The 19,034-nt window shown below is 57.3% G+C and carries 20 protein-coding genes; 10 read left to right on the forward strand and 10 right to left on the reverse strand.

All coding sequences use genetic code 11. The features are described 5' to 3' along the window. Window positions 1–88 precede the first annotated feature (88 nt). The gene (locus O1724_RS22885) at window positions 89–1,084 is read right to left on the reverse strand and encodes a LacI family DNA-binding transcriptional regulator (protein WP_126297317.1); all 996 of its coding nucleotides are present in this window, start codon (window positions 1,082–1,084) and stop codon (window positions 89–91) included. A gap of 17 nt (window positions 1,085–1,101) precedes the next feature. Then, entirely contained in the window at window positions 1,102–1,650 is a 549-nt protein-coding gene (locus tag O1724_RS22890; protein ID WP_003861973.1) for a helix-turn-helix domain-containing protein, read from the reverse strand. A 103-nt stretch (window positions 1,651–1,753) separates the two neighbouring features. Here O1724_RS22890 and O1724_RS22895 point away from each other — a divergent pair, with 103 nt between their 5' ends. Both O1724_RS22895 and O1724_RS22900 read left to right on the forward strand, forming a co-directional pair. Further along, entirely contained in the window at window positions 1,754–2,413 is a 660-nt protein-coding gene (locus O1724_RS22895) for an AzlC family ABC transporter permease (RefSeq protein WP_022652076.1), read from the forward strand. Continuing rightward, a complete protein-coding gene (locus O1724_RS22900; protein ID WP_003861969.1) occupies window positions 2,413–2,736 on the forward strand; it encodes an AzlD domain-containing protein in 324 nt (107 codons plus the stop codon). The genes O1724_RS22895 and O1724_RS22900 overlap by 1 nt, the downstream gene beginning before the upstream one ends. 39 nt (window positions 2,737–2,775) lie before the next feature. Here the strand turns inward: O1724_RS22900 and O1724_RS22905 are convergent, their stop codons facing one another. Beyond that, a complete protein-coding gene (locus tag O1724_RS22905; protein WP_003861966.1) occupies window positions 2,776–2,988 on the reverse strand; it encodes a YdgH/BhsA/McbA family protein in 213 nt (70 codons plus the stop codon). 114 nt (window positions 2,989–3,102) lie between these two features. Beyond that, the gene (fdhD, locus tag O1724_RS22910; RefSeq protein ID WP_003861964.1) at window positions 3,103–3,939 is read right to left on the reverse strand and encodes a formate dehydrogenase accessory sulfurtransferase FdhD; all 837 of its coding nucleotides are present in this window, start codon (window positions 3,937–3,939) and stop codon (window positions 3,103–3,105) included. A gap of 371 nt (window positions 3,940–4,310) precedes the next feature. Here fdhD and fdnG point away from each other — a divergent pair, with 371 nt between their 5' ends. The 5 genes from fdnG (at window position 4,311) to O1724_RS22935 (ending at window position 11,070) form a co-directional block, all read left to right on the forward strand. Next, window positions 4,311–7,361, forward strand: a complete 3,051-nt coding sequence (fdnG, locus tag O1724_RS22915) for a formate dehydrogenase-N subunit alpha (RefSeq protein WP_112018002.1) — start codon at window positions 4,311–4,313, stop codon at window positions 7,359–7,361. A gap of 12 nt (window positions 7,362–7,373) precedes the next feature. Further along, window positions 7,374–8,276: a formate dehydrogenase subunit beta gene (gene fdxH / locus O1724_RS22920; protein WP_014072386.1), complete on the forward strand. Its 903-nt coding sequence runs from the start codon at window positions 7,374–7,376 to the stop codon at window positions 8,274–8,276. Beyond that, complete coding sequence (gene fdoI / locus O1724_RS22925) at window positions 8,273–8,908, forward strand: formate dehydrogenase cytochrome b556 subunit (RefSeq protein WP_003861958.1); 636 nt, start codon at window positions 8,273–8,275, stop codon at window positions 8,906–8,908. The genes fdxH and fdoI overlap by 4 nt, the downstream gene beginning before the upstream one ends. Further along, window positions 8,905–9,834, forward strand: coding sequence for a formate dehydrogenase accessory protein FdhE (gene fdhE, locus O1724_RS22930; RefSeq protein WP_023323896.1), 930 nt, complete (start codon window positions 8,905–8,907; stop codon window positions 9,832–9,834). Before fdoI ends, fdhE begins: the two co-directional genes overlap by 4 nt. 315 nt (window positions 9,835–10,149) lie before the next feature. Then, window positions 10,150–11,070 carry an alpha/beta hydrolase gene (locus O1724_RS22935; protein WP_003861954.1) on the forward strand — a complete coding sequence of 307 codons (921 nt, stop codon included), beginning with the start codon at window positions 10,150–10,152 and terminating at the stop codon, window positions 11,068–11,070. A gap of 8 nt (window positions 11,071–11,078) precedes the next feature. On the opposite strand, the gene fabY is transcribed toward O1724_RS22935, so the two are convergent. The 6 genes from fabY to O1724_RS22965 all read right to left on the reverse strand — a co-directional run bounded on the left by fabY (window position 11,079) and on the right by O1724_RS22965 (window position 15,823). Then, window positions 11,079–12,020, reverse strand: coding sequence for a fatty acid biosynthesis protein FabY (fabY, locus tag O1724_RS22940; RefSeq protein ID WP_015569910.1), 942 nt, complete (start codon window positions 12,018–12,020; stop codon window positions 11,079–11,081). Between the two features lie 44 nt (window positions 12,021–12,064). Then, window positions 12,065–12,502: a D-aminoacyl-tRNA deacylase gene (dtd, locus tag O1724_RS22945; RefSeq protein ID WP_003861951.1), complete on the reverse strand. Its 438-nt coding sequence runs from the start codon at window positions 12,500–12,502 to the stop codon at window positions 12,065–12,067. Continuing rightward, the gene (locus tag O1724_RS22950) at window positions 12,499–13,380 is read right to left on the reverse strand and encodes a virulence factor BrkB family protein (RefSeq protein WP_003861949.1); all 882 of its coding nucleotides are present in this window, start codon (window positions 13,378–13,380) and stop codon (window positions 12,499–12,501) included. Before O1724_RS22950 ends, dtd begins: the two co-directional genes overlap by 4 nt. Continuing rightward, the gene (gene yihX / locus O1724_RS22955) at window positions 13,374–13,973 is read right to left on the reverse strand and encodes a glucose-1-phosphatase (RefSeq protein WP_003861947.1); all 600 of its coding nucleotides are present in this window, start codon (window positions 13,971–13,973) and stop codon (window positions 13,374–13,376) included. Before yihX ends, O1724_RS22950 begins: the two co-directional genes overlap by 7 nt. Before the next feature lie 118 nt (window positions 13,974–14,091). Further along, window positions 14,092–14,892, reverse strand: a complete 801-nt coding sequence (locus O1724_RS22960) for a DeoR/GlpR family DNA-binding transcription regulator (RefSeq protein WP_003861944.1) — start codon at window positions 14,890–14,892, stop codon at window positions 14,092–14,094. Window positions 14,893–14,926: 34 nt separating this feature from the next. Next, the gene (locus O1724_RS22965; RefSeq protein WP_045346523.1) at window positions 14,927–15,823 is read right to left on the reverse strand and encodes a sugar kinase; all 897 of its coding nucleotides are present in this window, start codon (window positions 15,821–15,823) and stop codon (window positions 14,927–14,929) included. 155 nt (window positions 15,824–15,978) lie between these two features. Between O1724_RS22965 and yihU the strand changes: the two genes are divergently transcribed. The 3 genes from yihU to yihS are packed head-to-tail and all read left to right on the forward strand — an operon-like array spanning window position 15,979 to window position 19,018. Further along, entirely contained in the window at window positions 15,979–16,869 is an 891-nt protein-coding gene (yihU, locus tag O1724_RS22970) for a sulfolactaldehyde 3-reductase (protein WP_023323900.1), read from the forward strand. A gap of 17 nt (window positions 16,870–16,886) precedes the next feature. Continuing rightward, entirely contained in the window at window positions 16,887–17,762 is an 876-nt protein-coding gene (gene yihT / locus O1724_RS22975) for a sulfofructosephosphate aldolase (protein WP_023323901.1), read from the forward strand. A 14-nt stretch (window positions 17,763–17,776) separates the two neighbouring features. Next, complete coding sequence (gene yihS, locus O1724_RS22980; RefSeq protein ID WP_003861936.1) at window positions 17,777–19,018, forward strand: sulfoquinovose isomerase; 1,242 nt, start codon at window positions 17,777–17,779, stop codon at window positions 19,016–19,018. Window positions 19,019–19,034: the final 16 nt, after the last annotated feature.

The following is a 19,034-nucleotide window of genomic DNA, read 5'->3' on the forward strand; positions in this document are numbered from 1 at the left end:
CGGGATGTCCTGAGTTTTGATCCGAAACGTTTCGGATACAAACCAAAACGTTTCGGATCTGTGATCGGGTTTGGAATTTTTGGTGTGATTAGGCCGTCTGGCCTGGGGAGAATTCTGGCTGCCAGAGCACCTGAAGGGTGTCAATGTCGTCGCCGTTAATCAGCTGGCGCACCATATCGGCAATCTGTTTCCCGACGCCCTGACGGGTAGACTGGATCACCGCCGCGACGTCGATATCGACAATGCTGTCCTGCGGTAAGCCGTCATAGACCACCAGCGAGACGGCATTTTCACCGGTTAAGCGTCCCATCTGCGCCAGGGCCATCGCTGCGCCGTCGCCGTGGGTGTTGCAGTCGGTAATGATGGCCGTGGGCGGCTGCGGCAGGGAGAGAAGTTCTTGCGTGGTGGCATAACCCACGCGGCGCGAAGGGGGCATGGCGCGCAGCCATTCGCTGGAAAGTCCGGCTTCCCGCAGCGCGTCCAGGTAGCCCTGGCGGCGCTGGGTGATGAATGCCTGGTTGTTGCTTTCGCCCAGCAGCGCAATGCGCTGATGGCCTTTCTCGATCAGCCAGCGGGTGGCCTGATACGTACCGTCATAGTTGTCGAAATCGAACCACGCGTACGGCTGCGGGAGCTGGCTGCGGCCGAGCGCCACGAACGGAAACCCGGCGGCCTGAAGCTGCTCAAGACGCGGATCGTGATCCAGCGTATGCGCCACTATCAGCGCATCCACGCGTCGGCTCTGCACCATGCGCATATAGCTGTGTTTGTCCGCCAGATCGTCGTCAGCGATGAGCAGCAGGTCAATCTCATGTCGCGCCAGTTCGTGGCTAATTTCGCCGACCATGTCCATAAAAACGCTGTTATTGAGCGGAACAGGATGCACCGGAAACACCAGCCCAACGGCGTCAATTTTGCCCATCTTCAGGCGACGGGCAAAGGTATTTGGTCGGTAGCCACGGCGCTGGGCCTCCGCTTCCACGCGGGCGCGCGTCTCAGCAGAAACGTCGTCATATCCGTTGAGGGCGCGGCTGACGGTGGTAACAGACAGCCCCAGTTCTTTGGCAATGGCTTTAAGCGACATGATTTTCCGTATCTTCTTTAGTTTTGTTCCGCCACCAGCAGCGCGTGCGTATCGGGCTCCAGCGCCTTAAAGATATGCGGCTGGTCAGCAGGGTAGCAAATGTAATCTCCCGGGCCGAGTTCTTCCGCCGCGTCGATCAGACCGACCATCGCCCGCCCCTGGGTCACGATAATATGCTCAACCGAACCAGGCGGATGGGGCTGGGAAATACGGTCTGCCCCCGGCTGAGTCAGCAGCAGATAGATATCACGACGCGCGCCCGGCGGACACGCCGCGAGCAAAATCGCCTCGTAGTTCGCCTGCCCGGCGACGACTTTTGTGCCCTCGCCGCGGCGGATCACCTGCGTGACGGGTTGCTGCGGCTCCAGTAACCGGGCAAACGGAATATCCAGCGCCACGCAAAGCGACCACAGCGTTTCCAGGCTAGGATTGCCGTTGCCAGACTCCAGTTGTGAAAGCGTGGATTTGGCGATCCCGGCACGGCGGGCAATTTCCGCCAGTGAGAGCCCGGTTCGCAGGCGTTCTCGTACCAGGCTTTTGGCGATCACGCTGATTGGCTGCGTCATAAAAACGGCCTCTTTCTCTCTATAACGAACGAATCGTTCGCCTTGTAAAACGATTTTGATGCGTTCATTATAATGGAAATACGTTCGATATGGCTAAAATGGTATGAAGAAACACCTCTCCTGTCTGAAAGGCGACACGATAAAAGCGATCGTCCTGGTCTGCCTCGCGGTGGGCGTAGTCGGCATGTCTTATGGCTCACTGGCGATGGCCTACGGTTTCCCGCTGTGGGTGCCGTTTGTCCTCTCCCTCACGGTGCTGGCAGGCGCATCCGAGTTTATGTTTATTGGCATCGTGGCAAGCGGCGGCAATCCGCTGGCAGCGGCCGCGGCCGGTTTACTGGTAAACGCGCGCCATGTGCCGTTCGGCGTAACGGTGCGTGACCTGGTGGGCAAGCGCGGCCTGAGCTTTCTGGGCTGTCATATCATGAACGATGAAAGCGTGGTGTTCGGCCTTTCGCAAAAAACCGCCGAGCAGCGTAAAGCGGCCTACTGGCTGTGCGGCCTGGGCGTGGCAATTATCTGGCCGCTGGGGGCGGTGCTGGGGGCGATGGTCGGCAAGCTGCTGCCAGACCCGGAAACCATCGGGCTGGACGCGGTGTTCCCGGCGATCCTGCTGGCGTTAGTGGTGCCGGCATTTAAAAACCGTACCACGCTGATCCGCGCCTGTAGCGGCGCAGTGTTGTCGCTGGCCGCCGTACCGTTTGCGCCGGTGGGTCTGCCGGTGCTGCTCTCTTTGCTCGGCCTTGCCGCGAGGAAAAAATAATGGAAAACATGACGGTCTTTATTCTCGGCATCGCCATTCTTTCTGCCGGAACCTATCTGATGCGTCTTGGCGGAGCGAAGCTTGGCAACCGGCTGGCGCTTTCAGAACGGTCGCAGGCGCTGCTTTCAGACGCGGCTACCGTTTTGCTGTTCTCCGTCGCGCTGGCGACAACGTTTTATGAAGGGGACCATTTTGCCGGGATGGCACGTGTGCTGGGCGTGGGGTTCGCGGTGTTTCTGGCCTGGCGCAAAATGCCGTTAATTGTGGTGATCGTCGCGGCGGCGGTGGTGACCGCACTGCTGCGTCTGGCAGGCATAAACTAAAAAGCGCCCCAGGGGCGCTCTTTCGACGGTATAGCGGAATTATTTGTTCAGTTCAGCGGTCATGTGTACGCGGTTACCGGTGAATGCCTGGGTAATTTTGTACGATGACGCGCCCGCTTCCTGAGCCTGTGCAGCGATTTTAGCTTCTGCACCATCCAGGGTAGAGGCGGATGCGGTCACTGTCTGCGCAGCGAAAGAACCAAAAGAGGTAGCCAGAGCGATTACTGCGACAAAAGTTTTGATGCTTTTCATGAGGTAAACCCTTTCGTTAAGTTGTTTAGATAAGGCGCCGTGCCTTGATGAGATAAATATTAGACCTCATCATGAACAACTAAAAGCGGAAGGATTTGCTATACTCATTCAAAATTACTGATCAACTATCAATCGCTGCGGATGGGTGTAAATAGTTGCTCTACCCGGCTTGCAGAACCCCACCAGCGTCAGGTTGCAGCGCTCCGCCACTTCCACCGCCAGCGTGGTTGCCGCTGACACCGCAAACAGAATTTCCACGCCGCACATGGCGGACTTTTGCACCATCTCATAGCTGGCGCGGCTGGAGACTAACGCCGCGCCCTGCTGCCAGACGTTGCTTTCCCGAGCGCGGCGACCTAACAGCTTATCCAGCGCGACGTGGCGGCCCACATCTTCATGACCGCCGGCAATGTTGCCTGACGGCAATATCCATGCCGCCGCGTGGGTACAGCCGCTGAGCTGACCGATGGGTTGCACGTCGTTCAGGTGCTCAAGCGCCCGATCAAGGTGCGCCAGATTGAACGTCTGGGTGAACGGCAGCGGGATAATGGGTTTGCCGATATCGTTAAGCTGTTCAACGCCGCACACGCCGCAGCCGGTACGTCCGGCCAGCGCCCGGCGGCGCTCTTTCAGCCCCATAAAGCGGCGGCTGGAGAGTTCGATTTGCACTTCAAGACCATTACAGGCATGAACCACATCCATGCCGTAGATCTCCTGCGGATGCGCAATGATGCCTTCCGAGAGGGAAAAACCTATGGCGAACAGCTCCAGATCTTTCGGCGAGGCCATCATCACCACATGCGAAATACCGTTGTAAACCAGGGCAACGGGGACCTCTTCCGCCAGAAAATCCGGCGTGGCATGTGAAATGTGAGGCGGTCTGTGTACCGACAGTTCCACAATACCCGCAGGCAGTGGCGACGCGTGGGCAACACGGTTTTGTTTAGACACAACGGTATTCCTGAACAACCACGGAAGTGAGCCTGCTATTGCAACACAAACGGCAGGCCTTACGCATAGTATGGATCAACTTTTCAGCAACCATTCTCCTACTCAATACGGAGGGGTGCAACCGATCACCTGCTACACCTCTTTAACATGCACAGGTTAAAATGTGATTGATATCACATTTTATAATCAATGCCGTGATAATACGTTCACTTTGTTTTAACCCCGTTGGAACAGGCGTACCGACATTGTGGTATTCTGGGCTTATCCCTCGGAGAAATGAGGGATTAACGCAAATTTTTCTCCTTTGCGGTTAATTCTCAACCGCAAAGTAAAACTACATAGCAATGTCGTAATGAACCAAGGAGTGACCCATGCAGGTCAGCAGAAGGCAGTTCTTTAAGATCTGCGCTGGCGGTATGGCAGGCACCACGGCGGCGGCACTGGGCTTTGCGCCCGGTGTAGCGCTGGCGGAAACACGGCAGTATAAACTGCTGCGCACCCGCGAAACCCGTAACACCTGTACGTACTGCTCCGTCGGCTGTGGGCTGTTAATGTATAGCCTCGGCGACGGTGCGAAAAACGCCAAAGCATCTATTTTCCACATCGAAGGCGATCCGGATCACCCGGTAAACCGTGGTGCACTCTGTCCGAAAGGGGCCGGTCTGGTAGATTTTATCCACTCCGAAAGCCGCCTGAAGTTTCCTGAGTATCGCGCTCCCGGCTCTGACAAATGGCAGCAAATCAGCTGGGAAGAAGCGTTCGATCGCATCGCTAAGCTGATGAAAGAAGACCGCGATGCCAACTTTATCGCGAAGAATGCCGAAGGCACCACCGTTAACCGTTGGCTCTCCACCGGCATGCTGTGTGCTTCAGCGTCCAGTAACGAAACCGGCTATTTAACCCAGAAATTTACGCGCGCACTCGGTATGCTCGCGGTCGACAACCAGGCGCGTGTCTGACACGGACCAACGGTAGCAAGTCTTGCTCCAACATTTGGTCGCGGTGCGATGACCAACCACTGGGTCGACATCAAGAACGCCAACCTTATTGTGGTGATGGGCGGTAACGCCGCTGAAGCGCACCCTGTCGGGTTCCGCTGGGCGATGGAAGCCAAAATCCACAACGGCGCGAAGCTGATTGTGATCGATCCCCGCTTTACGCGTACAGCGTCAGTGGCGGATTTCTACACCCCTATTCGTTCAGGTACTGACATCACTTTCCTGTCAGGCGTACTGCTGTACCTGATGACCAACGAAAAATATAACCGCGAGTACACCGAAGCCTATACCAACGCCAGCCTGATCGTGCGTGAGGATTACCACTTCGAAGATGGCCTGTTCAGCGGTTACGACGCCGAAAAACGCAAATACGATAAAACCAGCTGGAACTACGAGCTGGACGAAAACGGCTTTGCGAAGCGCGACACCACCCTGCAACACCCCCGCTGCGTGTGGAACCTGCTGAAAGAGCACGTTTCCCGCTATACGCCGGAGGTTGTCGAAAACATCTGTGGGACGCCGAAAGCGGATTTCCTGAAGGTTTGCGAGTTGATTGCGGAAACCAGCGCGAAAGATAAAACCGCGTCGTTCCTGTATGCGCTCGGCTGGACGCAGCACTCCATCGGCGCGCAGAACATCCGCACCATGGCGATGGTTCAGCTGCTCCTCGGCAACATGGGGATGGCAGGCGGCGGCGTGAACGCCCTGCGCGGTCACTCCAACATTCAGGGTCTGACCGACCTCGGCCTGCTGTCTCAGAGCCTGACGGGTTACATGAACCTGCCGAGCGAGAAACAGACTGACCTGCAAACCTACCTGACGGCCAGCACGCCAAAACCGCTGCTCGAAGGCCAGGTGAACTACTGGGGCAACTATCCGAAGTTCTTCGTCTCGCTGATGAAAGCCTTCTACGGCGACAAGGCGACGGCGGAAAACAGCTGGGGCTTTGACTGGCTGCCGAAGTGGGACAAAGGTTACGACGTACTTCAGTACTTCGAAATGATGCACCAGGGCCAGGTCAACGGCTATATCTGCCAGGGCTTTAACCCGGTGGCGTCGTTCCCGAACAAGAACAAGGTTGTCGAGTCTCTGTCGAAGCTGAAGTTCCTGGTGACGATTGACCCGCTCAATACCGAAACGTCGACGTTCTGGCAGAACCACGGTGAGTCGAACGACGTCGATCCGTCGAAGATTCAGACCGAAGTGTTCCGTCTGCCGTCCACCTGCTTCGCGGAAGAGAACGGATCTATCGTCAACTCCGGCCGCTGGTTGCAGTGGCACTGGAAAGGCGCAGACGCCCCGGGCATCGCCCTGAATGACGGCGAGATCCTGGCCGGCATCTTCTTACGCCTGCGTAAGATGTACGCCTCTGAGGGCGGCGCAACGCCTGAGCCGGTACTGAACATGACCTGGAACTACTCGACGCCGGAAAACCCAGCGCCGGAAGAAGTGGCCATGGAGAGCAACGGTAAAGCGCTGGCGGACGTTATCGACCCGGCGACCGGTGCGGTGCTGGCGAAGAAAGGCGATCAGCTCAGCACCTTCGCGCACCTGCGCGATGACGGTACGACGTCAAGCGGCTGCTGGATCTTTGCCGGGAGCTGGACGCCGAAAGGCAACCAGATGGCCAACCGCGATAACGCCGACCCGTCGGGCCTCGGTAATACGCTGGGCTGGGCATGGGCGTGGCCGCTTAACCGCCGCATCCTCTATAACCGTGCCTCCGCTGATCCGCAGGGCAACCCGTGGGATCCGAAGCGTCAGCTTCTGAAGTGGGACGGCGCGAAATGGGGCGGCGTGGATATTCCGGACTACAGCACTGCCGCACCAGGCAGCGATGTCGGGCCGTTTATCATGCAGCCTGAAGGGATGGGCCGTCTGTTTGCTATCGATAAGATGGCGGAAGGGCCATTCCCGGAACACTACGAGCCGTTTGAGACGCCGCTGGGTACTAACCCGCTGCACCCGAACGTGGTCTCTAACCCGGCAGCCCGTATCTTCAAGGGCGATTTTGAAGCGCTGGGTAAAAAGGACAAGTTCCCGTATGTCGGCACCACTTACCGTCTGACCGAACACTTCCACTACTGGACCAAGCACGCGCTGCTGAATGCCATCGCGCAGCCGGAACAGTTTGTGGAGATCGGCGAGAAGCTGGCGAACAAACTCGGCATTGCCCATGGCGATACCGTGAAGGTCTCCTCTAACCGCGGCTACATCAAAGCCAAGGCGGTGGTGACCAAGCGTATTCGCACGCTGAACGTTCACGGTCAGCAGGTGGATACCATCGGCATCCCGATTCACTGGGGTTATGAGGGCGTGGCGAAGAAAGGGTTCATTGCGAACACCCTGACGCCGTTCGTCGGTGATGCGAACACGCAGACGCCGGAGTTTAAGGCCTTCCTCGTGAACGTGGAAAAGGTGTAACGGAGACGACTTATGGCTTATCAATCTCAAGACATTATCCGTCGTTCCGCGACTAACGGTTTCACGCCCGCGCCTCAGGCGCGGGACCACCAGCAGGAAGTGGCGAAGCTTATCGACGTGACCACCTGTATCGGCTGTAAAGCCTGTCAGGTGGCCTGCTCTGAGTGGAACGACATCCGTGACGAAGTGGGTCACAACGTCGGGGTGTACGACAACCCGGCGGACCTGACCGCCAAGTCCTGGACGGTAATGCGTTTCTCGGAAGTGGAGCAGAACGACAAGCTGGAATGGCTTATTCGCAAAGACGGCTGTATGCACTGTGCGGATCCGGGCTGCCTGAAGGCGTGTCCGTCAGAAGGGGCTATCATTCAGTATGCCAACGGCATCGTCGACTTCCAGTCCGAGCAGTGCATTGGCTGCGGCTACTGCATCGCGGGCTGTCCGTTTGACGTGCCGCGCCTGAACCCGGAAGACAACCGCGTCTACAAATGTACGCTGTGCGTTGACCGCGTAAATGTCGGCCAGGAGCCAGCGTGCGTGAAGACCTGCCCAACCGGCGCTATCCACTTTGGCTCCAAAGAGGATATGAAAACGCTGGCGGCAGAGCGCGTGGGCGAGCTGAAAACCCGTGGTTACGATAACGCGGGCCTGTACGATCCTGCCGGGGTTGGCGGTACGCACGTCATGTACGTGCTGCACCACGCCGACAAGCCGAACCTGTATCACGGCCTGCCGGAGAACCCGGAAATCAGCGCCACCGTGAAGTTCTGGAAAGGTATCTGGAAACCGCTGGCCGCGGTCGGTTTTGCTGCCACCTTCGCAGCGAGCATCTTCCACTACGTCGGCGTTGGTCCGAACCGCGCGGAAGAGGAAGACGACAACCTGCATGAAGAGAAAGACGAGGTGCGCAAATGAGAAAACGTGACACCATCGTGCGCTACACCGCGCCGGAACGTATCAACCACTGGGTCACCGCCTTCTGCTTCATGCTGGCGGCGATAAGCGGGCTGGGGTTCTTCTTCCCGTCCTTCAACTGGCTGATGCAGATCATGGGGACACCACAGCTGGCGCGTATACTGCACCCGTTTGTGGGCGTCATCATGTTCGCGTCGTTCATCATCATGTTTTTCCGTTACTGGCACCATAACCTAATCAATCGGGATGATATCTTTTGGGCGAAGAATATTCGTAAGATCGTCGTCAACGAGGAAGTAGGTGATACCGGGCGTTATAACTTCGGCCAGAAATGCGTATTCTGGGCGGCGATTATCTTCCTGGTCCTGTTGCTGGTGAGCGGCGTGATCATCTGGCGTCCGTACTTTGCGCCTGCTTTCTCAATCCCGGTGATCCGATTTGCGCTAATGCTGCATTCATTTGCCGCAGTGGCGTTAATTGTGGTTATCATGGTGCATATTTACGCCGCCCTTTGGGTGAAAGGCACCATTACCGCGATGGTGGAAGGCTGGGTCACCAAAACGTGGGCGAAGAAACATCACCCGCGCTGGTACCGTGAAGTCCGCCAGAAACAGGAAAAGTCATCTGAATGAGTATTCGCATAATCCCGCAAGATGAGCTGGGGTCGAGCGAGAAACGTACGGCGGAGTATATTCCGCCGTTGTTATTCCCCAGACTCAAGAACCTCTACAACCGCCGCGCAGAGCGTCTGCGCGAGCTGGCAGAGAACAACCCGCTGGGCGATTTTCTGCGTTTTGCCGCGCTGGTCGCCCATGCGCAGGAAGTGGTGCTGTACGACCATCCGCTGCAAATGGACCTGACCGCACGCATCAAAGAAGCCAACGAACAGGGCAAGCCGCCGCTGGACATTCACGTCCTGCCGCGCGACAAGCACTGGCATAAGCTGCTGCATTCGCTGATTGCCGAGCTGAAGCCCGAGATGAGCGGCACGGCGCTGGCGGTCATTGAGAACCTGGAAAAAGCCTCAGAGCAAGAGCTGGAAGAGATGGCGAGCGCGCTGTTTGCTTCCGACTTCTCGCTGGTGAGCAGCGATAAAGCGCCGTTCATCTGGGCTGCGCTGTCGCTCTACTGGGCGCAAATGGCGAGCCTGATCCCAGGCAAAGCCCGCGCCGAATACGGCGAAGCGCGCCAGTTCTGTCCGGTGTGTGGTTCAATGCCGGTCTCCAGCATGGTACAGATTGGTACGACACAGGGGCTGCGCTACCTGCACTGCAACCTGTGTGAAACCGAGTGGCACGTGGTGCGCGTGAAGTGCAGCAACTGCGAGCAGACCCGCGATCTGAACTACTGGTCGCTGGAAAACGAAGACGCAGCGGTGAAAGCCGAAAGCTGCGGCGACTGCGGGACTTACCTGAAGATTCTGTATCAGGAAAAAGACCCGAAAGTCGAAGCGGTGGCCGACGATCTCGCCTCGCTGATTCTGGACGCCAAAATGGAGCAGGAGGGCTTTGCCCGCAGCTCTATCAACCCGTTCCTGTTCCCGGGTGAAGGGGAGTAATCTCCTGTGACAGTGCCGGGCGGCGCGAGCTTGCCCGGCCTACACCTCGACAGCAATACCTGCCGTCTTATATGCCAGATGCTCTTCAGCCCGTAGTCCAGGATCCGTCTAAAGACGCGTTATCGCTTTAGCATCTCTTCCACGGCAAATCTCAGGCAACATCCGCACTTTATGTCTGTGACGAAAGCAGATAATAAAAAAGCTCTCGCCTTTGCGAGCAGCTTTCAAGACTTTTCCCCTCAATAATATTCTTGTTTTCTTTTGAATCAAACCAGGCTATAAAGCTGTACATTCATACAGTTAAAAGGTGTTTTCATGGCACTGGAAAAGGGTATTGAACGGCTGGTTCAAGGATTTATCGCTGCAGGTCGCCCCTCATCGCGTCGCCAGACAATTGAGGTACGACGAGCAGGCTATATTGCCAGCACGGAGCTTGCCGGGAAGACCGAAACGCGCGTTCAGCTGGAGACGCTTGTTCTTGAGGGTCTTACCATTCGGGTATTTTCACCTCTCAATGCGCCTGAAATATTGCCTGCTGCCATCTACTACCACGGCGGATGTTTTATCAGCGGCGGCTTTGATACCCATGACAACCAGCTCCGTCAGTTAGCCTACTACGGCAATTGCCGGGTGATTGCGATTCAGTACAGACTGGCGCCGGAGCATACCTTCCCCGCCGCACATGACGATGCTGAAAGAGGTGCGAATCTGGTCTGGCAGTATGCAGACGAATTAGGCGTGGATAAGAACCGACTCACCCTCTGTGGAGACAGCGCAGGAGGGCATTTGGCGCTGGTAACGTCATTGCGGCTTAAGGCAAAAGGGCTCTGGGATCCCGCGCAGCTCATTCTTATCTATCCCATGCTCGACGCTACGGCCAGTCTTGAAAGCTATACCCTCAATGGCATGGATTACGTGATTACTCGCGATACCCTTTTGAGCGGCTATGAAATGTATCTGGCTGGAGCCGACCGTCAGCATCCTGAAGTCAGTCCACTGTGGCGCAACGACTTTAGCGGTCTGCCGAAGGTCCATATTGTTACCGCTGAGTATGATCCGTTACGTGACGAAGGCGAGGCGCTTTATCAGCGCCTCACGGCGCAAGGCGTGAAGTGTACCGCTCAACAATGGCGGGGTGTAATTCACGGCTTCTTCCAGTTGGGTGGAATTAGCCAGTCAGCGCGAGACATTATGCGAGATATTGCCTGGCGCATTAACCATGCCGGGCGAGAGTGAGAAGGAGACTACTCCTCCTCGTTCCCACCCTCTTCATACGCGCCATACGGCTTCGCAGGCAGAACGATATAGGTGCCTTCAAACACCGCGCCTGGCGTTTCATCGCCGAACAGCTCAACCTGCATCTGTACGCGTGCTTTACGTCCACGCGCCAGACGGTCGAGATCGCCGCCCAGTGCGCCCAGGTCAGCTACCGCGCTCGGCTTGCCGCTGATCGGCGCGCTGTAGCGGATATGGGCATCGGCCAGAATAATGGTGCCGCCGAGATGACGTTCGCGCAGCATCAGCCAGATCAGTCCCCATCCGGTGAGCGTGGCGAGTGAAAACAGGCTGCCGGCAAACAGGGTATGGTGCGGGTTCTGGTTGCCGGTTTCCGGCATGGTGGTGATAAATTTTTGTCCGGTATACTGCTGAATACGCACGCCCATTTTTTCACTGAGCGGTATGTGCTGATACCACGCCTGCTGGAGCTGCCCGCACCAGTCGGCGCGATGGAGAATATCGTCCAGCGTGGCGATGGGTTTGATCATCAAAAAGTGACGAATCGGCGTAGTTTGCGGGGCGGTGATTTCCCCCTGATTCACGAAACCAAGCTTGGCAAAGAACTCAACGGCATCTTCGCGGGCGCTACAGGTGACGCGCTTGACCCCTTCCTGACGGGCAACGGATTCCAGCGTCATTGCCATCAGCGTTCCAAGGCCTTTGTCCTGCACGGAGGGATGAACGGCCATAAAGCGGATTGAAGCTTCGTTGTCGGCATTGATGTACAGACGTCCCACGGCAACGAGGTTGCCCTCTTCATCAACCACCATCTGGTGGTGCGCCATCGCGTCCCAGGCGTCGCGTTCAGAGCCTTTCGGTTGATGCAGTGGTTTGCGCAGCATTTCCCAGCGGAAATGGTAATAAGCGTCTAATTCTTCTTCCGTTTGCGGTACTCGAAGGTGATACATAGCTGTACTCTCTCTTGTTACCCGCGGCCATACCGCCAGTTGGCTCATACCTGGAGCCAGAATGTGACGGGGCCATCGTTCACCAGCGAAACCTGCATATCCGCAGCGAATCGTCCGGTTTGTGTATTCATGTCCTGTTGGCGACAGCGCTCAACAAAGTACTCGTATAGAGCTTCTGCGCGCTCCGGTGCCGCGCCCTTCGAAAAACTCGGCCGCATGCCGCGTTCGGTATCCGCAGCCAACGTAAACTGGGAAACCACCAGCACGCTGCCGCCCGCCTGCTGAACGTTCAGGTTCATCTTGCCTTCCGCATCGCTGAAAATGCGGTAGCCCAGCACGCGCTCACATAAGCGGTTAGCTTTTTGTTCGTCGTCATCTTTTTCGACACCCAGGAGCACCAAAAGTCCTGGGCCAATTTCACCCGTCACCTCATCCGCCACGGTGACGCTGGCACGGGTTACGCGCTGAATCAATGCAATCATGGTTGGTCTGCTTCTTGTTGTTTTTCAGCTTCTGCTGCTTTTTTGAGTTCGCGGTAGACTCCGAGAGTGACAGTTATTTCGGCGCCAAGCAAGACGATACACCACGTCCAGTAGACCCAGACAAACAAAATGGGGATCACCGCCAGCACACCGTAAATCAGCTGATAAGAGGGGAACATGGTGATATAAAGCGCGAATCCTTTCTTGCCCAGCTCAAAGAGCAACGCCGCGACCAGCGCACCCACCACGGCATCCCGGTTGGGTACGCGCGTGGTTGGTACCACGCTGTAGAGCAGCCAGAACGAAAGCCACGATAAAATCAGCGGGAAGATACGCAGCACGTTATCGATCACGCTGTTTAAGTCGGTCGCCCAGCGCAGCGAAAGAAGGTAGGAGCTGATCGCCAGGCTTGCCCCCGCCAGCAATGGGCCAAGGGTTAAAATCATCCAGTAGACGGCAAAGGAGTAAACCTTCGGGCGGACTTTTTTGCTCCGCCAGATGGTGTTGAGCGCACTGTCGATGGAGTACATCAGCAGCAGCGCGGTAACAATAAGCCCACACGCCCCCACCGCCGTCATCTTGCTGGAGTTTGCGACAAACTGCTCAATGTAGTTCTGGATCACATCGCCGGTGGCAGGAATAAAGTTTGCGAAAACAAAATGGCGAAGCTGCATGCTCACATCGGCAAACATTGGAAATGCCGAAAAAAGCGCAAAAATCACCGCCACCAGCGGCACCAGCGAGAGCAACGACACGTAAGCGAGATTGCCCGCCAGCGTGGTCATGTTGTCCTCATCAATGCGATGCCAGAGGAGTTTCAGCCACGCCCTCAGCGGGCGCGTGTGGTGATTGGCTTTTTGATGAACGGTTTTTAGCATAACTGCTTCGCAAAGTAGTTCGGTATCGTCTCTTTTCCGGTCACCAGAATGGAGGTGATACCTAACTGATTAGCCCCTTCTATATTATCGGCGTTGTCGTCAAAAAAGACCGCATCCGCTGCCGTGAATCCTTCTTCCTGCAATACTGCCTGATAGATGCGCGCCTCAGGTTTACGCATCCCCATCTCCTGGGAGAGATACACTTTATCTGCCGCCGCGTGAATTTCCGGGTATTCATCCGGCCAGAAGGTGGTATGCAGGCGGTTAGTATTAGACAGCACGACAACACGATGCCCCTGCTCGCGCAGCTTGTGCATGATGTCGATCACTTCCGGGCGGATCGCGACAAATATGGCCTGCCAGCCGTGGGAAAACTGCTCGTAGCTTAACGAAAGACCCATTTCCTGGCAGAAACGCTCTGCGAACGCTTCGTCGCTGATCTCACCGCGCTCGTGCAGATGGAAAGTCTCACCCATCGCGAAATTCTGCTTTAACGTCGCCAGCGGAACACGGCTAAAATCGCTCCATGCGCCCAACACCCGGTTAAAATCGATATCGACGATTACATTTCCTAAGTCAAAGATATAAAGCATGTTTATCTCCTTTCGCCGTGGAGAAGTAACTGTAGCGGGAAAGAGAAACTTTAGCTATGCGCCAGATTCAGCTTAGAGAAAGGAAAGGCCCGAATCGCAATATCGGGCCATAGGATGATCAGCCAGCCTGCTGCTCTTCTCCGGAATTGACTTCGACAACCTCAACCTTGCTGGATTTGAGGTGATTTTGCAGCGCCGGGCCGGGCAGCTCATCGGTGAACAGCGCCGTCGCCTGCGCCACGTTGCCAATTTCAACCGCCGCGGAGGCGTGGTATTTCGTATGATCGGCCGCCAGTAAAATGTGACGGGAGTGAGCGATCATGGTTTTCACCACGCTGGCTTCGTTAACGTCAAATTCCATCATCGCGCCGTCGTGCTCTATCGCCCCGACGCTGGTGACCAGGTAATCTGCGCGAAATCCTGACACGAACGCCGTTGCCGCAGGACCGATAATGCCGCCGTTATGCGGGCGCAGCGTACCGCCGGGCACCATCACCTCAAAGCGCGGATTCTTATAAAGAATGTGCGCCACCCGCAGGCTGTTAGTGATGATGCGCAGATGATTATGGTTAAGCAGCGCCCGGGCAACGTGCTCCACGGTCGTCCCGATGGTGATAAAAATGGTCGAACCGTCGGGAATATAGTCCGCAATCGCTTCGGCAATCGCCCGTTTCTCTTCGGTAAGCGAGACTTCACGCTGTTCGAACGCCGTGTTGACCACGCTGGATGCCCTGCCCGCGCCGCCGTGATGACGGGTGATCAGCCCCTGCTCGCTGAGCTTACGGATATCCCGGCGCACGGTTTGCGTGGAGACATCCAGCAGCTGCGCCAGTTCATCAATGTTCATATAGCCGCGATCGGCAATCAGCGTCAGCAGCTGATCGTGACGCGGGTTGCCGGTCAGTTCGGTAAGGCTCATGGGCTGTCCTCTGAAAACCATCACGCCCCGCATTTTATACAAAAAGTGACAAAAAAGAGCGGGTTTGATCACAGTCGGGTATACCCGCGCGCCCGCCGGGCTTTGTGCATTTCAGTGCTGCGACGGCGCTGGCAAAACGCACGGCGTCTGCGGCGGGTAATTTCTGCCCCAGGCTGACCGCCAGCGCACCGTGGAACACGTCGCCCGCCCCGGTGGTATCCACCACGTTCACCTCAAAGCCGGGCTGATGACACAATGCGCCGTTTTCCAGCCAGAAGCAGCCGTCTCGCCCCTGCGTAACATACACATGTCCATTTGTGAGCGTTTGTGCTTTTTTCAGCGCGTCTTCGGTGTCATCCCGCTGCGTTAAACGCCGCAATCCCGGCGCGGAGAAGGCCGCGTGGTCGCTTAGGGCGATCAGCTCCGCGATGTCCTGCGGGGTGACATCCGCATCAAGCAACGTCGGTACGCCCTGCTGACGGGCCAGGGTAAATGCCTGTTTTGCCCCGTCATGCCAGCGCACATCGGCTAAGACAATATCCCACTGCGAGAAGTCGATTTCTTGCAGCCAGTCTGCCACCGCAGGGAGATCGGGGCTGGAATAGTTCGCTATAACACGCTCCCCGCTGCCGTCCACCAGCACCGCCGATTGCGACGATCGGGCTCCCTTAACTACGCGCGTGTAGCGGGTATTCACCCCCAGGGATTCCAGCTCCGCGAGCAGCCGTCTGCCGGTATCGTCGTCCCCCACCCGGCCAATAAAATCCACTTCCGCGCCCAGTTTCGCGGCTGCCACTGCCGCCGTTGCCGCCGGGCCACCGCCCACTTCCGTATAGTCTTTTGCGACATATTTCCCACCTTCTTTCGGTAAATCATCGAGATACCAGATGCGATCCAGCACGGTAATGCCGACACAAACGATGCGAGTCATGGTGATTCCTTCTGCGATTTCTGATGCCTTCATTTTAATTTCACCAAATGTTTAAAAAGTGACCCGTGTCAATTTTTTGACTATAAATTACAAATACGATCAAAAACAGACACCACAAACGCGCAAAAATTGACACGATGTGACAGGAGAGAGGCATGTCAGCAATCGCATTTATCGGCTTAGGACAGATGGGCGCGCCCATGGCGAAGAATCTGTTGAAACAGGGCCACCAGCTTAACGTTTTTGATGTGAACCCGCAGGCGGTTCAGGCGCTGGTAGAGAGCGGCGCTCGGGCGGCGGCTACGCCAGCACAGGCAGCAACGGACGCGGAATTCGTAATTACCATGCTGCCAAACGGCGACCTGGTACGCAGCGTCCTGTTCGGCGAGCACGGCGTGTGCGAAGGATTATCCCGCGACGCGCTGGTCATTGATATGTCCACCATTCACCCGCTGCAAACCGACGCGCTGATACGCGACATGGCTGAGCAAGGCTTCAGCCTGATGGACGTGCCCGTCGGACGCACCTCTGACCATGCCATCGCCGGCACGCTGCTCCTGCTGGCAGGCGGCACGGCCCAGCAGGTTGAGCGCGCCACCCCGGTCTTAATGGCGATGGGCAATGAGCTGATTAACGCCGGCGGGCCAGGCATGGGCATCCGCGTGAAGCTTATCAATAACTACATGAGCATTGCCCTGAACGCCCTTTCCGCCGAGGCCGCCGTGCTGTGCGAAGCGCTTGGCCTCTCCTTTGACGTGGCGCTCAAGGTCATGAGCGGTACGCCTGCGGGTAAAGGCCACTTCACGACATCCTGGCCGAACAAGGTGCTGAAAGGGGATCTTTCTCCCGCCTTCATGATCGACCTTGCGCATAAAGACCTGGGGATCGCCCTCGACGTGGCCAACCAGCTCCACGTTCCGATGCCGCTGGGCGCGGCCTCCCGCGAAGTTTACAACCAGGCTCGCGCCGCCGGGCGCGGGCGCGAGGACTGGACGGCCATTCTTGAACAGGTTCGCGCATCTGCCGGGCTGAAAAAATCACACTGATACGAAAGGACTGAGGAATGACGATGTACACCCTGAAAGATATCACCCGACCTTCCGGCGGTTTTGCGATGCTGGCCGTGGATCAGCGCGAAGCGATGCGCCTGATGTTTGCGGCGGCAGGCGCGCCGGTACCGGTAACCGACCAGCACCTGACGGATTTTAAAGTCAACGCGGCAAAAATTCTGTCGCCGTACGCCTCTGCGATCCTTGTCGACCAGCAGTTCTGCTATCGCCAGATTGTCGGGCAGCAGGCCGTGGCAAAAAGCTGCGCGATGATTGTTGCAGCCGACGAGTTTATTCCGGGGAACGGTATTCCGGTCGACAGCGTGGTGATCGACAAGAACGTCGACGCGCAGGCGGTCAAACGCGATGGCGGCAAAGCACTGAAGCTGCTGGTGCTGTGGCGCAGCGATGAAGATCCGCAGCAGCGCCTGGAGATGGTGAAAGCGTTCAATACGCTGTGCCACGATAACGGTCTGCTGAGCATTATCGAGCCGGTGGTGCGTCCACCGCGTCGCGGTGCCGCGTTTAACCGCGAACAGGCGATTATCGACGCGGCCAAAGAGCTGGGCGACAGCGGTGCCGACCTCTACAAAGTGGAGATGCCACTGTTTGGCAAGGGCACGCAGCAGGAGCTGCTGGCGGCCTCGCAAAAGCTTAACGAGAACATCGCCATGCCGTGGGTGATCCTCTCGTCCGGCGTTGACGATAAGTTATTCCCGCGCGCGGTGAGCGTGGCGATGCAGGCGGGGGCATCGGGCTTTTTAGCCGGTCGCGCCGTCTGGTCCTCTGTGATTGGCCTGCCGGACACCGAGCTGATGCTGCGTGATATTTCCGTACCAAAACTTCAGCGTCTGGGTGAGATCGTCGACGAAATGATGGCTCGCCGTTAAGAAAGGATCCGAACATGAAATGGTTTAACACCCTGAGCCATAACCGCTGGCTCGAACAAGAGACCGACCGCATTCTCGATTTCGGTAAAAACGCCGCCGTACCGACCGGCTTTGGCTGGCTGGGCAATAACGGGCAGGTGCGTAGCGATATGGGGACACATCTGTGGATCACCGCCCGCATGCTGCATGTGTACGCGGTGGCGGCGAACATGGGGCGCCCCGGCGCGTACGCCCTGGTTGAGCACGGCATTAATGCCCTGAACGGTCCGCTGCGCGACAAGCAGCACGGCGGCTGGTACGCCTGCGTTAACGATGAAGGCGTCATTGATGCGTCCAAGCAGGGCTATCAGCACTTCTTCGTCCTGCTGGGCGCGGCGAGCGCCGTGACCACGGGTCACCCGCAGGCACGCAAGTTGCTGGACGACGCCATCGAGGTGATTGAGCGCTACTTCTGGAGCGAACAGGAGCAGATGTGCCTGGAGTCCTGGGACGAAGCCTTCAGCAAAACGGAAGACTATCGCGGCGGTAACGCCAACATGCACGCCGTGGAAGCTTTCCTCATCGTTTATGACGTGACCCACGACCGCAAATGGCTCGACCGCGCCCTGCGCATCGCCTCGGTGATTATTCACGACGTGGCGCGCAAAGGGGAGTACCGCGTTAACGAGCATTTTGACACCAACTGGAACCCGATCCGCGACTATAACATCGATAACCCCGCCCACCGCTTCCGCGCCTATGGCGGCACGCCGGGGCACTGGATCGAGTGGGGCCGCCTGATGCTGCACCTGCGCGCCGCCCTGGAAGCGCGCTTTGAAACCCCGCCGGAGTGGCTGCTGGAAGATGCGAAAGGACTGTTCCACGCCACCATCCGCGACGCCTGGGCACCCGACGGGGCGGACGGCTTTGTCTACTCCGTGGGCTGGGACGGCAAGCCAATCGTGCGCGAACGCGTGCGCTGGCCGATCGTCGAGGCGATGGGCACGGCCTATGCCCTCTATACCGTGACCGGCGAGGCGCAGTACGAAGCCTGGTATCAGAAATGGTGGGATTACTGCATCAAGTATCTGATGGATTACGAAAACGGATCCTGGTGGCAGGAGCTGGACACCAATAACGAAGTGACCACCAAAGTCTGGGACGGCAAGCAGGATATTTACCATCTGCTGCACTGCCTGGTGATCCCCCGCCTGCCGCTGGCGCCGGGCTTAGCGCCTGCCGTCGCCGCCGGATTACTGGATAGCCAGGCCAAATAATTAAGACGGAGTTTTT

It is taken from the genome of Enterobacter cloacae complex sp. HYC074_NIDB (assembly GCF_056673345.1).

Coding starts and splice junctions, on each gene's coding strand:
- O1724_RS22950 (WP_003861949.1), bottom strand. CDS start 13,380: ATGCTAAAAACCGTTCATCAAAAAGCCAATCACCACACGCGCCCGCTG.
- yihS (WP_003861936.1), top strand. CDS start 17,777: ATGAAATGGTTTAACACCCTGAGCCATAACCGCTGGCTCGAACAAGAG.
- fdoI (WP_003861958.1), top strand. CDS start 8,273: ATGAGAAAACGTGACACCATCGTGCGCTACACCGCGCCGGAACGTATC.
- O1724_RS22965 (WP_045346523.1), bottom strand. CDS start 15,823: ATGACTCGCATCGTTTGTGTCGGCATTACCGTGCTGGATCGCATCTGG.
- O1724_RS22960 (WP_003861944.1), bottom strand. CDS start 14,892: ATGAGCCTTACCGAACTGACCGGCAACCCGCGTCACGATCAGCTGCTG.
- O1724_RS22895 (WP_022652076.1), top strand. CDS start 1,754: ATGAAGAAACACCTCTCCTGTCTGAAAGGCGACACGATAAAAGCGATC.
- O1724_RS22885 (WP_126297317.1), bottom strand. CDS start 1,084: ATGTCGCTTAAAGCCATTGCCAAAGAACTGGGGCTGTCTGTTACCACC.
- yihU (WP_023323900.1), top strand. CDS start 15,979: ATGTCAGCAATCGCATTTATCGGCTTAGGACAGATGGGCGCGCCCATG.
- O1724_RS22890 (WP_003861973.1), bottom strand. CDS start 1,650: ATGACGCAGCCAATCAGCGTGATCGCCAAAAGCCTGGTACGAGAACGC.
- dtd (WP_003861951.1), bottom strand. CDS start 12,502: ATGATTGCATTGATTCAGCGCGTAACCCGTGCCAGCGTCACCGTGGCG.
- fabY (WP_015569910.1), bottom strand. CDS start 12,020: ATGTATCACCTTCGAGTACCGCAAACGGAAGAAGAATTAGACGCTTAT.
- fdxH (WP_014072386.1), top strand. CDS start 7,374: ATGGCTTATCAATCTCAAGACATTATCCGTCGTTCCGCGACTAACGGT.
- O1724_RS22905 (WP_003861966.1), bottom strand. CDS start 2,988: ATGAAAAGCATCAAAACTTTTGTCGCAGTAATCGCTCTGGCTACCTCT.
- fdhE (WP_023323896.1), top strand. CDS start 8,905: ATGAGTATTCGCATAATCCCGCAAGATGAGCTGGGGTCGAGCGAGAAA.
- yihX (WP_003861947.1), bottom strand. CDS start 13,973: ATGCTTTATATCTTTGACTTAGGAAATGTAATCGTCGATATCGATTTT.
- O1724_RS22900 (WP_003861969.1), top strand. CDS start 2,413: ATGGAAAACATGACGGTCTTTATTCTCGGCATCGCCATTCTTTCTGCC.
- O1724_RS22935 (WP_003861954.1), top strand. CDS start 10,150: ATGGCACTGGAAAAGGGTATTGAACGGCTGGTTCAAGGATTTATCGCT.
- yihT (WP_023323901.1), top strand. CDS start 16,887: ATGACGATGTACACCCTGAAAGATATCACCCGACCTTCCGGCGGTTTT.